We start from the raw sequence: 12,756 nt of genomic DNA on the forward strand, positions 1-12,756 counted from the left end.
AGAAAGCATGAAAGCCCGTATTCGTGGGTTAACCTTCAGGGCTGTACAAGGTATAATCCGTCGGTTTCCACCAATTTGAGCCAGCCATGAAGTTTATCCGCGGCATACATAACCTGAGAGAGCAGCATCGAGGCTGCGTACTGACCATTGGCAACTTCGATGGTGTACATCGTGGCCACCAGGCGCTGCTGGCACAACTGTGCAAAGAAGGGCGCCAGCGTGGTTTGCCGGTGATGGTCATGCTGTTTGAGCCCCAGCCGCTGGAGCTGTTTGCAGCAGATAAAGCCCCTGCACGGCTGACACGTCTGCGGGAAAAGGTGCGCTACCTTGCACAGGCCGGTGTTGATGCCGTCCTCTGTGTGCGTTTCGATCGCCGATTCGCTGCCTATACCGCACAAAGTTTTGTCGCTGACCTGTTGGTGGATAAACTCGGCGTGCAGTTCCTGGCGGTAGGTGATGATTTCCGCTTTGGCGCTGGTCGCCAGGGAGATTTCCTGTTATTACAGAATGCTGGCGTCGAATATGGTTTTGATGTCATCAGCACCCAGACTTTTTGTGATGATGGTAAACGCATAAGCAGTACGGCAGTGCGCCAGGCGCTGGCAGAGGATGACCTGCCGCTGGCCAATGCGTTGCTGGGTCGTCCCTTCAGTATTTCCGGCCGCGTAGTGCATGGTGATGCGCTGGGCCGCACTATTGGTTTTCCTACCGCTAACCTGCCGCTTAAGCGTACGGTTTCCCCGGTAAAAGGGGTCTACGCCGTTGAGGTGCTGGGATTAGTTGAGCATCCGCTTCCTGCTGTTGCCAATATCGGGACACGACCGACTGTTTCTGGGGTACGTCAGCAACTGGAAGTGCACCTGCTGGACGTGACGATGAATCTGTACGGCCGCCATATTGAAGTGGTGTTGCGAGACAAAATACGTAACGAGCAGCGTTTTGCTTCGCTCGATGCGCTGAAAGAACAAATTGCTAACGATGTGGTGACTGCCCGACGCTTTTTTGGGCTGAACGCATCGGTTTAAGTGTAAACAGAACCGACATACGGAACCGAGAATCTGATGAGTGACTATAAATCTACCCTGAATTTGCCGGAAACGGGGTTCCCGATGCGTGGCGATCTGGCCAAACGCGAACCGGGTATGCTGCAACGTTGGTATGATGACAAGCTGTACGGCATCATTCGCGAAGCCAAGAAAGGGAAAAAAACCTTTATCCTGCACGATGGCCCTCCTTACGCCAACGGCAGCATTCATATTGGTCACTCCGTTAACAAGATTCTGAAAGACATTATCGTTAAGTCGAAAGGCATGGCGGGCTATGACTCGCCTTATGTACCGGGTTGGGACTGCCACGGTCTGCCTATCGAGCATAAAGTTGAGCAGATGATCGGTAAGCCGGGAGAGAAAGTCAGCGCCGCTGAGTTCCGTGCTGCCTGCCGCAAATACGCTGCCGAGCAGGTGGAAGGGCAGAAAGCCGACTTTATCCGTCTGGGTGTGTTGGGTGACTGGGACCGTCCGTATCTGACAATGAACTTCCAGACCGAAGCCAATATTATCCGTGCGCTGGGTAAAATCATCGGTAACGGGCACCTGCACAAAGGGGCCAAGCCGGTACACTGGTGCCTGGACTGCCGTTCTGCCCTGGCTGAGGCGGAAGTGGAGTACTACGATAAAACCTCTCCGTCTATCGATGTCATGTTCAATGCGACTGATAAAGAGGGGGTACAGGCCAAATTTGCGGCAACGAATGTTGACGGCCCGATCTCGCTGGTGATCTGGACTACCACGCCGTGGACCATGCCGGCTAACCGCGCTATCTCACTGCATCCTGAATTCGACTACCAGCTGGTACAGATTGAAGGCCGTGCTCTGATCCTCGCCAAAGAGATGGTTGAGAGCGTGATGCAGCGCGTTGGTGTTGCCGCCTGGACCGTGCTGGGCGAAGCGAAAGGGGCAGACCTGGAGCTGATGGGCTTCCAGCATCCGTTCCTCGACCATACCTCTCCGGTTGTGCTGGGTGAGCATGTCACGCTGGAAGCCGGTACCGGTGCGGTCCATACCGCACCAGGCCATGGCCCGGACGACTATGTTATCGGCCAGAAATACGGTATCGAAGTGGCTAACCCGGTCGGCCCGGACGGCTGCTATCTGCCGGGAACCTACCCGACGCTGGATGGTGTGAACGTCTTTAAAGCCAACGATATGATCGTTGAACTGCTGCGTGAAAAGGGCGCTCTGCTGCACGTTGAGAAACTGTTCCACAGCTATCCACACTGCTGGCGTCATAAAACGCCCATCATCTTCCGCGCTACGCCACAGTGGTTTATCAGCATGGATCAGAAGGGCCTGCGTGCGCAGTCGCTGAAAGAGATCAAGGGCGTGCAGTGGATCCCGGACTGGGGTCAGGCACGTATTGAATCGATGGTCGCGAACCGTCCTGACTGGTGTATTTCCCGTCAGCGTACCTGGGGCGTGCCGATGGCGCTGTTCGTCCATAAAGACACCGAACAGCTGCACCCGGATTCGCTGGAGCTGATGGAGAAAGTGGCGAAGCGGGTTGAGCAGGACGGCATTCAGGCATGGTGGGATCTTGATGCCCGCGACCTGATGGGCGCCGATGCTGACAACTACGTTAAAGTCCCGGATACCCTGGACGTCTGGTTTGACTCCGGTTCAACCAGCTACTCGGTCGTCGATGCCCGCCCTGAATTTGACGGCAATGCCCCTGACCTGTATCTGGAAGGATCGGATCAGCACCGCGGCTGGTTTATGTCCTCACTGATGATCTCGACCGCGATGAAAGGCAAAGCGCCTTACCGTCAGGTACTGACGCACGGCTTCACCGTCGATGGTCAGGGCCGTAAGATGTCCAAGTCACTGGGCAATACTGTCAGCCCGCAGGATGTGATGAACAAACTGGGCGCCGATATTCTGCGCCTGTGGGTCGCCTCTACGGACTACTCCGGTGAGATCGCCGTATCCGACGAAATCCTTAAACGCTCTGCCGACAGCTATCGCCGCATCCGTAACACCGCACGTTTCCTGCTGGCAAACCTTGCCGGTTTTAATCCGGAAACCGATAGGGTGAAACCGGAAGAGATGGTGGTGGTGGATCGCTGGGCCGTTGGCCGTGCGCTGGCGGCACAGAATGATATCGTAGCCTCGTATGAAGCTTATGACTTCCATGAAGTCGTGCAGCGTCTGATGCAGTTCTGTTCGGTTGAGATGGGCTCCTTCTACCTGGATATCATCAAGGATCGTCAGTACACCGCGAAGGCCGATGGCCTGGCGCGTCGCAGCTGTCAGACGGCGCTGTGGTATATCGTGGAAGCGCTGGTGCGCTGGATGGCACCGATTATGTCCTTCACTGCCGATGAAATCTGGGGTTACCTGCCGGGTAAACGCAGCCAGTATGTCTTTACCGAAGAGTGGTTTGACGGGCTGTTCAGCCTGGAAGACAACCAGCCGATGAACGACAGTTACTGGGCAGAACTGCTGAAAGTACGCGGTGAAGTCAACAAGGTGATCGAGCAGGCCCGCGCTGATAAGCGGATTGGCGGGTCTCTGGAAGCCAGCGTGACGCTGTATGCTGACGCAGACCTGGCCGCGAAGCTGACCAGCCTGGGTGAGGAGCTGCGCTTTGTGTTGCTGACTTCCGGGGCGCAGGTTGCGGATTATGCGCAGGCCACCGCTGATGCACAGCAAAGCGAAGGGGTAAAAGGTCTGAAAATTGCCCTGAGCAAAGCGGAAGGCGAGAAGTGCCCGCGCTGCTGGCATTACACTAACGATATCGGCCAGAATGCTGAACACGCTGACGTGTGCGGCCGTTGTGTCACTAACGTCGCGGGCAGCGGCGAACAGCGTAAGTTTGCATGATGACTAAACCTGTTCTCTCAACCGGATTACGCTGGCTGTGGCTGGTGGTGTTGGTCATTGGCATCGATTTCGCCAGTAAGCAGTGGATTATGGATAATCTGATGCTGCACGAATCGATGCCGGTGATGCCATACTTTAACTTCTTCTATGCTCACAACTACGGCGCGGCGTTCAGCTTCCTCGCCGATAAAGGGGGCTGGCAGCGCTGGTTCTTTGCCGGCATTGCCATTGCTATCGTCGTGGTGCTGCTGGTGATGATGTACCGTACTCCAGCCACCAGTAAACTGAATAACATTGCCTATGCGCTGATTGTGGGTGGCGCAGTAGGTAACCTGTTTGACCGGTCATATCATGGCTTTGTGGTGGATTTCATCGACTTCTATGTCGGTGACTGGCACTTCGCCACGTTTAATATTGCCGACTGTGGTATCTGTATTGGTGCCGCGCTGATCGTGCTGGAAGGGTTCCTGAGCCCGGCCGGTAAACAGGCTAAGAATAAAGGGTAGGGCATGACCGATTCTGTACAGCGTAACAGCGAAGTGCTGGTACATTTCACCTTAAAGCTGGCGGACGGTTCCACGGCGGAATCGACGCGCAGCAACGGGAAACCCGCGCTGTTTTGTCTGGGCGATGGCAGCCTGTCAGAGGGGCTGGAAAGCCATTTGATTGGGCTGAAAACAGGCGATAAATGTGCCTTTGCGCTGGAAGCAGCCGATGCCTTTGGCGGCATCAGTCCCGATCTGGTTCAGTACTTCTCGCGCCGCGACTTTGTCGAGGCCGGGGAGCCGGAAATAGGTGCCATCATGCTGTTCAGCGGCATGGATGGTAACGAAATGCCGGGCGTGATCCGTGAGATTTCCGGGGATTCGATCACCGTGGATTTCAATCATCCACTGGCCGGACAGACTATTCACTTTGACGTAGAAGTGCTGGAGATTGATCCGGTACGGGAGACGAGCAATGCAGATCCTGCTGGCTAACCCGCGCGGCTTCTGCGCGGGCGTTGATCGCGCTATCAGTATTGTCGAGCGTGCGCTGGAGATGTATGGCGCCCCTATCTACGTGCGGCATGAAGTGGTGCATAACCGCTACGTGGTGAACAGCCTGCGTGAGCGTGGGGCGATTTTCATTGAGGAAATTGCTGAAGTGCCGGACGGGTCGATCCTGATCTTCTCGGCTCACGGCGTTTCTCAGGCCGTGCGTGCAGAAGCGAAAGCGCGTGACCTGACAATGCTCTTTGATGCGACCTGCCCGCTGGTCACCAAAGTGCATATGGAAGTCGCGCGTGCCAGCCGCAAAGGGACAGAAGCGATCCTGATTGGCCATGCCGGCCATCCGGAGGTAGAGGGCACGATGGGCCAGTACAATAACCCGAAAGGGGGCATGTACCTGGTTGAAGCGCCCGCGGATGTCTGGAAGCTACAGGTAAAAGACGAAAACAACCTGAGCTTTATGACGCAAACCACACTGTCCGTTGATGATACCTGTGAAGTGATTGACGCACTTCGCGCCCGCTTCCCGAAGATTATCGGTCCGCGTAAAGATGATATCTGCTATGCCACTACCAACCGCCAGGAGGCCGTGCGTACGCTGGCCCGGGATGCTGATGTGGTGCTGGTGGTTGGTTCGAAAAACTCCTCGAACTCAAACCGTCTGGCAGAGCTGGCACAGCGTGCCGGTAAGCTGGCACGCCTGATTGACTCGGCTGAGGATATTCAGGAAGAGTGGGTCAGAGGTGTGGGCTGTGTCGGGGTGACCGCTGGTGCCTCCGCACCCGATATTCTGGTGCAGCAGGTCATCCAGCGTCTCAATGAACTCGGCGGTGTTGATGCCATCGAACTGATTGGGCGTGAAGAGAATATCGTGTTTGAAGTGCCGAAAGAACTGCGCGTAGAGGTAAAGCAGATCACCTGAGGGCGGCTATCTTACTTGCTATTTTGAAGCTGGGCAGTGCTCACACTCCTCACGTACTACGTGTACGCTCCGGGTGTTGTGCGCTGTCCTTGTTCAAACTCGCTGCGCCGATGACGCCACGTTACGCCTGCCATGCTTAATCATTTCCTTTCCCCAATCCTGACGAAATCTGTTTTACTGATAATCCTCACGCGCTGGCGTAAAATTCTTATTATCCGTTTTTAGTTGTGGCGCAGAAGTTAACCGCTGGTTAATCTGGATGCGTTGTACATGCATAGAAATCTGTCAGGAATGAATAAATATGAGTAATGCAGCAATCCGTATCGCCATTGTGGGTGCCTCCGGGCGCATGGGACGCCAGTTAATCCAGGCGACGGTACAGGCTGAAGGGGCGTGTCTGGGAGCCGCGCTGGTGCGTTCAGCATCTTCCCTCGTAGGCGCTGATGCGGGCGAGCTGGCCGGTTGTGGCGTGCTGGGCGTGAACATCACCGATAACCTTGATGCGGTCGTGAATGACTTTGATGTACTGGTCGACTTTACCCGTCCTGAGGCTTCACTGCATTATCTGGACTTTTGCCGCCAGCATAAAAAAGCGATGGTGATTGGAACGACGGGGTTTGATGAGGCGGGTAAGGCGGCCATCAAAGCCGCCTCAGCGGATACCGCTATCGTATTTGCCGCTAACTTTAGCGTTGGCGTTAACCTGGTGCTGAAGCTGCTGGAGAAAGCAGCCAAAGTGATGGGTGACTATGCGGATATCGAAATTATTGAAGCGCACCATCGTCACAAAGTGGATGCGCCCTCAGGCACGGCGCTGGCGATGGGGGAGGCGATAGCAGACGCCATGAACTGGAACCTGAATGAGCATGCGGTCTATGCCCGTGAAGGCCACACTGGTGAACGCGAGGCACAGACCATTGGTTTTGCCACTGTGCGTGCCGGTGACATCGTCGGTGAGCATACGGCGATGTTTGCAGATGTGGGTGAGCGAGTAGAGATAACCCATAAGGCTTCAAGCCGTATGACCTTTGCGAATGGTGCGGTTCGTGCGGCAGTATGGTTGAAGGCGCATAAAGTTGGTCTTTATGACATGCGAAATGTGCTTAATCTTGATGATTTATAAGTGTTGTGTACCATCGTGATGTGGTTATTTCAATCATAACTATTTGATTGGAAGGGCAATAATTTTATTGCCCTTTTTGTTTTTTGTAAAAATACGGCTTTTAAGTTTTCCGTGCATCTTAACTGATTTAATATCTTCTTTTTCGCATTTATTTCCTCTCTTCCTGTCTGTTTTTGACCATTTGGTCTGATTTTTACCATTAACCGCCATGAAATAATTTACACCGTGGCAGGCAACCGATTTTATCACCAGGATATGTGGTGGTTTCAGGGTAAATGTTCCTGTTTTATCCTCAGTTAGTTAAAAATGACAGGAAAAGTGCCTCGCAGGGTAGACAACAGCGGGGGCGATCTTTAGAATGCGCGCAATTTGCCAAAAACTGAGCAGTCAGGCAGTTTTTGCATTGATTTTGGGGTCATTCCTGAATTAATATGCAGATATTGTGACTGTTTATTCCCCTGGAGGATGTTTTGATTAAGTCAGCGCTATTGGTTCTGGAAGACGGAACCCAATTCCACGGTCGGGCCATCGGGGCTACCGGATCGGCAGTGGGAGAAGTTGTTTTCAACACGTCAATGACCGGTTATCAAGAAATCCTCACTGATCCTTCCTATTCCCGCCAGATCGTCACTCTCACTTATCCCCATATCGGCAATGTCGGCACCAACGCCGCTGACGCAGAATCCACTCAGGTACACGCACAGGGTTTAGTTATCCGCGACCTGCCGTTGATTGCCAGCAACTACCGCAATGAAGAAGGCCTGTCGGACTATCTGACGCGCCACAACATTGTCGCTATTGCCGATATCGATACACGCAAGCTGACTCGTCTGCTGCGTGAAAAAGGGGCTCAGAATGGCTGCATTATCGCCGGAGACGCGCCGGATGCGGCAGAGGCGCTGGCCAAAGCAAAAGCGTTCCCGGGTCTGAAGGGTATGGACCTGGCGAAAGAAGTGACCGTGGCCCAGCCTTACAGCTGGCAGCAGGGTAGCTGGACGCTGGAAGGCGAACTGCCGGCACCTGCAGCGGCGGCCGATCTGCCCTTCCACGTGGTGGCTTACGACTACGGCGTGAAGCGCAATATTCTGCGCATGCTGGTGGATCGCGGCTGCCGCCTGACGGTCGTTCCTGCGCAGACCTCTGCTGAGGACGTTCTGAAGCTGAACCCGGATGGTGTTTTCCTCTCGAATGGTCCCGGCGACCCAGAGCCATGCGATTACGCCATTACTGCGATCAAACGCCTGCTGGAAACCGATATTCCGGTGTTTGGTATCTGTCTGGGCCATCAGCTACTGGCTCTGGCCAGCGGTGCAAAAACGGTGAAGATGAAGCTCGGCCACCACGGCGGTAACCACCCGGTGAAAGATCACGACAACAACACCGTGATGATCACCGCCCAGAACCATGGTTTTGCGGTGGATGACAGCAACCTGCCGGCAAACCTGCGCGTGACCCATACCTCGCTCTTTGATCATACGGTTCAGGGTATTCACCGCACCGATAAAGCTGCCTTCAGCTTCCAGGGCCATCCGGAAGCCAGCCCGGGTCCGCACGATGCTGCCCCGTTGTTCGATCACTTTATCGAACTGATTAAAGCCGCGAAATAAGATCGGGAGAGAAAGAGAATGCCAAAACGTACAGACATAAAAAGTATCCTGATCCTGGGCGCTGGCCCGATTGTCATCGGCCAGGCCTGCGAATTCGACTACTCCGGTGCCCAGGCCTGTAAGGCGCTGCGTGAAGAGGGTTACCGCGTTATTCTGGTGAACTCTAACCCGGCCACCATCATGACCGACCCGGACATGGCCGATGCAACCTATATTGAGCCGATTCACTGGGAAGTGGTGCGGAAGATCATCGAAAAAGAGCGCCCGGATGCAGTATTGCCGACCATGGGCGGCCAGACGGCGCTGAACTGTGCGTTAGAATTAGAGCGCCAGGGCGTGCTGGAAGAGTTTGGCGTAACCATGATTGGTGCTACCGCTGACGCGATTGATAAAGCCGAAGACCGCCGTCGTTTCGACGTGGCAATGAAAAAAATCGGCCTCGATACGGCGCGTTCAGGGATCGCCCACACCATGGAAGAAGCGCTGGCCGTGGCTGCTGACGTCGGCTTCCCGTGCATCATCCGACCTTCCTTTACAATGGGCGGCACCGGTGGCGGTATTGCCTACAATCGCGAAGAGTTCGAAGAGATCTGTGAGCGCGGCCTCGATCTGTCACCGACTAATGAGCTGCTGATTGATGAGTCGCTGATTGGCTGGAAAGAGTATGAGATGGAAGTGGTGCGTGATAAAAACGACAACTGCATCATCGTCTGCTCCATCGAAAACTTTGATGCCATGGGCATCCACACGGGTGATTCCATTACCGTTGCGCCAGCCCAGACGCTGACCGATAAAGAGTACCAGATCATGCGTAACGCTTCGCTTGCGGTGCTGCGTGAAATCGGCGTGGAAACCGGCGGGTCTAACGTACAGTTCTCCGTTAACCCGGAGAATGGCCGTCTGATCGTTATCGAGATGAACCCACGCGTGTCGCGTTCTTCTGCGCTGGCGTCTAAAGCCACCGGCTTCCCGATTGCCAAAATTGCCGCCAAGCTGGCGGTGGGCTTTACGCTGGATGAGCTGACTAACGACATTACCGGTGGCCTGACCCCGGCCTCGTTTGAGCCGTCTATCGACTACGTTGTGACGAAAATTCCACGCTTCAACTTTGAAAAGTTCGCCGGGGCTAATGATCGTCTGACCACGCAGATGAAATCTGTGGGTGAAGTGATGGCGATTGGCCGCACCCTGCAGGAATCGATGCAGAAAGCGCTGCGTGGCCTTGAAGTCGGTGCTCATGGTTTCGACCCGAAAGTTGACCTGAATGACCCGGAAGCGCTGACCACTATTCGCCGCGAGCTGAAAGATGCCGGTTGCGACCGTATCTGGTATATCGCTGATGCCTTCCGCGCCGGGATGAGCGTGGACGATGTTTTTGCGCTGACCAACGTTGACCGCTGGTTCCTGGTGCAGATTGAAGAGCTGGTGACGCTGGAAAGTCAGGTAGCAGAACAGGGTATTAACGGCCTGAGCTATGACTTCCTGCGCACGCTGAAGCGCAAAGGCTTTGCCGATGCGCGCCTGGCGGATGTGGCTGGCGTGTCTGAAGCGGAAATCCGTGCGCTACGCGAGCAGCATAACCTGCATCCGGTGTATAAGCGTGTTGATACCTGTGCGGCGGAATTCTCGACCAATACCGCCTACATGTACTCCACCTATGAAGAAGAGTGTGAAGCGAACCCGAATCAGGACCGTGATAAAATCATGGTGCTGGGCGGCGGTCCAAACCGTATCGGCCAGGGCATCGAGTTTGACTACTGCTGCGTTCATGCTTCGCTGGCGCTGCGTGAAGACGGCTTCGAGACCATCATGGTCAACTGTAACCCGGAAACCGTATCGACCGACTACGACACCTCTGATCGTCTGTACTTCGAACCCGTGACCCTGGAAGACGTGCTGGAAATTGTGCGCATCGAAAAGCCAAAAGGCGTTATCGTGCAGTACGGTGGCCAGACCCCACTGAAGCTGGCGCGCGCGCTGGAAGCCGCCGGTGTACCGGTTATCGGTACCAGCCCGGACGCCATTGACCGTGCTGAAGACCGCGAACGTTTCCAGCAGGCCGTTGAGCGCCTGGGCCTGAAGCAGCCGGCCAACGCCACCGTCACCGCCATCGATATGGCCGTAGAAAAAGCGGCGCTGATTGGCTATCCGCTGGTGGTGCGCCCGTCTTACGTACTGGGTGGCCGGGCGATGGAAATCGTGTACGACGAAATTGACCTGAAGCGCTACTTCAACACCGCGGTCTCGGTTTCTAACGACGCCCCGGTGCTGCTGGATCGCTTCCTTGACGACGCGGTTGAAGTCGACGTGGATGCGATCTGCGACGGTGAGCAGGTGCTGATCGGCGGTATCATGGAACACATTGAGCAGGCCGGTGTGCACTCCGGTGACTCGGCGTGTTCCCTGCCAGCCTACACGCTGAGTCAGGACATTCAGGACGTCATGCGTGAGCAGGTGAAAAAGCTGGCGTTTGAGCTGGGCGTACGCGGCCTGATGAACGTGCAGTTTGCGGTGAAGGATAATGAAGTTTACCTGATTGAGGTGAACCCGCGTGCCGCCCGTACCGTGCCGTTTGTCTCCAAAGCGACCGGCATGCCGCTGGCGAAGGTGGCTGCACGCGTGATGGCCGGTAAAACACTGGCTGCCCAGGGCGTGACCAAAGAGATTATCCCGCCGTACTACTCGGTGAAAGAAGTGGTGCTGCCGTTTAACAAGTTCCAGGGCGTTGACCCGATCCTTGGCCCGGAGATGCGTTCAACGGGCGAAGTGATGGGTGTAGGCCGTACCTTTGCTGAAGCGTTCTGCAAGGCGATGCTGGGCGCACAGAGCAACATGAAGAAAAGTGGCCGTGCGCTGCTGTCAGTGCGCGAAGGTGATAAAAAACGCATCGTTGAACTGGCGCAGCGTCTGCAGGACTTCGGCTTTGAACTGGATGCTACCGCCGGCACTGCCGACGTGCTGAAGGCCGCCGGGATTGCGGTGCGTCAGGTCAACAAGGTGCACGAAGGCCGACCGCACATTCAGGATCGGGTGAAAAACGGGGAGTACGTGTACATCGTTAACACCACCGCAGGGCGTCAGGCGATTGAGGACTCCAAGCTGATCCGCCGCAGTGCGCTGCAGTATAAAGTGCACTACGACACCACGCTGAACGGTGCATTCGCCACCACGACTTCCCTGCACTCCAGCGCGACGGATCAGGTCATTTCCGTACAGGAGATGCACGCGCAGATTAACGCATAATCTCGCCAGTGAAATGGGGCTGACTCTGGCCCGTCCTGCTGCTGTAAGGCCGATCTGACGATTGGCCTTTTTTTTGTCTCAGGTTTGTTACAGGGATTACGGGTTTTGTGATCTCCGCCATTGCAGCATCGCCTGCATCCTATAGTATTGTCCAGGCTCGATTTTTTTATATTCTGGGCTGAATGAACAGCCCGTTTAATACCCACAATTATAGGGAAATGATGATGAAAAAAATTGTACTGGCCACGCTGATCGGTGCAGTGATGTCGCAGTTTGCGTATGCGGCAAAAGATGTGACAACCAAACCTGACGTTTACTTCCTGAAAGAGTCGCAGTCGATTGACAGCCTGGCGCTGTTGCCTCCCCCTCCCGCCATGGACAGCATTGAGTTCCTGAACGATAAAACCCAGTACGATGCAGGTAAGATGCTGCGCAATACGCCGCGAGGGAAGCAGGCGTGGAAAGATGCTAATGTCGAAGGCGATGGCGTAGCCGAAGCGTTCTCAGAAGCGTACGGCATGACGATCTCGCCAGAGAAAACCCCTGAGCAGTACCGTCTGGTGAAGAAAATGCGCGAAGATGCGGGCGATCTGGCGACGCGCAGCGCCAAAGAGCATTACATGCGCATCCGTCCGTTTGCGTTCTATCACGAAGCGACCTGTCGCTCCGACGATGAAGGCAAGCTCTCTACCAACGGTTCTTACCCTTCCGGGCATACCACTATCGGCTGGGCAACGGCGCTGGTGCTGTCTGAAATTAATACCGAACGGCAGGGGCAGATTTTACAGCGGGGCTATGAGATGGGGCAAAGTCGTGTCATCTGTGGATATCACTGGCAGAGTGACGTCACCGCCGCCCGCGTCGTCGCATCGGCGATTGTGGCGCGTCTGCACGCGGAACCCACCTTCGTGACTCAGCTGCAAAAAGCCAAAGATGAATTTAAACGCCTGAAGGGCAGTGCTCATTAAGACACCTTTTGCGGGCGGTCTGT

The 12,756-nt window shown here is 55.2% G+C and carries 9 protein-coding genes; all 9 read left to right on the top strand.

What is annotated here, in order from left to right:
• Nucleotides 1-86 precede the first annotated feature (86 nt).
• The 9 genes from ribF (at nucleotide 87) to EPE01S_RS16945 (ending at nucleotide 12,733) form a co-directional block, all read left to right on the top strand.
• Nucleotides 87-1,025, top strand: coding sequence for a bifunctional riboflavin kinase/FAD synthetase (gene ribF, locus EPE01S_RS16900; RefSeq protein ID WP_062747445.1), 939 nt, complete (start codon nucleotides 87-89; stop codon nucleotides 1,023-1,025).
• Between the two features lie 36 nt (nucleotides 1,026-1,061).
• A complete protein-coding gene (ileS, locus tag EPE01S_RS16905; RefSeq protein WP_062747447.1) occupies nucleotides 1,062-3,878 on the top strand; it encodes an isoleucine--tRNA ligase in 2,817 nt (938 codons plus the stop codon).
• Nucleotides 3,875-4,384, top strand: a complete 510-nt coding sequence (gene lspA / locus EPE01S_RS16910; RefSeq protein WP_062747449.1) for a signal peptidase II — start codon at nucleotides 3,875-3,877, stop codon at nucleotides 4,382-4,384. The genes ileS and lspA overlap by 4 nt, the downstream gene beginning before the upstream one ends.
• A gap of 3 nt (nucleotides 4,385-4,387) precedes the next feature.
• On the top strand, nucleotides 4,388-4,858 hold the full coding sequence (gene fkpB / locus EPE01S_RS16915; RefSeq protein ID WP_062747451.1) for an FKBP-type peptidyl-prolyl cis-trans isomerase: 471 nt from the start codon (nucleotides 4,388-4,390) through the stop codon (nucleotides 4,856-4,858).
• Complete coding sequence (ispH, locus tag EPE01S_RS16920) at nucleotides 4,839-5,792, top strand: 4-hydroxy-3-methylbut-2-enyl diphosphate reductase (protein WP_062747453.1); 954 nt, start codon at nucleotides 4,839-4,841, stop codon at nucleotides 5,790-5,792. The genes fkpB and ispH overlap by 20 nt, the downstream gene beginning before the upstream one ends.
• Nucleotides 5,793-6,093: 301 nt before the next feature.
• Nucleotides 6,094-6,915, top strand: coding sequence for a 4-hydroxy-tetrahydrodipicolinate reductase (gene dapB, locus EPE01S_RS16925; protein WP_062747455.1), 822 nt, complete (start codon nucleotides 6,094-6,096; stop codon nucleotides 6,913-6,915).
• A gap of 470 nt (nucleotides 6,916-7,385) precedes the next feature.
• Entirely contained in the window at nucleotides 7,386-8,522 is a 1,137-nt protein-coding gene (carA, locus tag EPE01S_RS16935) for a glutamine-hydrolyzing carbamoyl-phosphate synthase small subunit (RefSeq protein ID WP_062747459.1), read from the top strand.
• A gap of 18 nt (nucleotides 8,523-8,540) precedes the next feature.
• Nucleotides 8,541-11,765, top strand: coding sequence for a carbamoyl-phosphate synthase large subunit (carB, locus tag EPE01S_RS16940; RefSeq protein WP_062747461.1), 3,225 nt, complete (start codon nucleotides 8,541-8,543; stop codon nucleotides 11,763-11,765).
• A gap of 224 nt (nucleotides 11,766-11,989) precedes the next feature.
• Nucleotides 11,990-12,733, top strand: coding sequence for an acid phosphatase (locus EPE01S_RS16945; RefSeq protein ID WP_062747527.1), 744 nt, complete (start codon nucleotides 11,990-11,992; stop codon nucleotides 12,731-12,733).
• Nucleotides 12,734-12,756 lie beyond the last annotated feature (23 nt).

It is taken from the genome of Erwinia persicina NBRC 102418, from assembly GCF_001571305.1.
GTDB classification, from domain to species: domain Bacteria; phylum Pseudomonadota; class Gammaproteobacteria; order Enterobacterales; family Enterobacteriaceae; genus Erwinia; species Erwinia persicina.

What these genes read in the sequence shown, in the direction of transcription:
- ribF (WP_062747445.1), top strand. Translation starts at nt 87, where the DNA reads ATGAAGTTTATCCGCGGCATACATAACCTGAGAGAGCAGCATCGAGGC.
- ileS (WP_062747447.1), top strand. Translation starts at nt 1,062, where the DNA reads ATGAGTGACTATAAATCTACCCTGAATTTGCCGGAAACGGGGTTCCCG.
- lspA (WP_062747449.1), top strand. Translation starts at nt 3,875, where the DNA reads ATGATGACTAAACCTGTTCTCTCAACCGGATTACGCTGGCTGTGGCTG.
- fkpB (WP_062747451.1), top strand. Translation starts at nt 4,388, where the DNA reads ATGACCGATTCTGTACAGCGTAACAGCGAAGTGCTGGTACATTTCACC.
- ispH (WP_062747453.1), top strand. Translation starts at nt 4,839, where the DNA reads ATGCAGATCCTGCTGGCTAACCCGCGCGGCTTCTGCGCGGGCGTTGAT.
- dapB (WP_062747455.1), top strand. Translation starts at nt 6,094, where the DNA reads ATGAGTAATGCAGCAATCCGTATCGCCATTGTGGGTGCCTCCGGGCGC.
- carB (WP_062747461.1), top strand. Translation starts at nt 8,541, where the DNA reads ATGCCAAAACGTACAGACATAAAAAGTATCCTGATCCTGGGCGCTGGC.
- EPE01S_RS16945 (WP_062747527.1), top strand. Translation starts at nt 11,990, where the DNA reads ATGAAAAAAATTGTACTGGCCACGCTGATCGGTGCAGTGATGTCGCAG.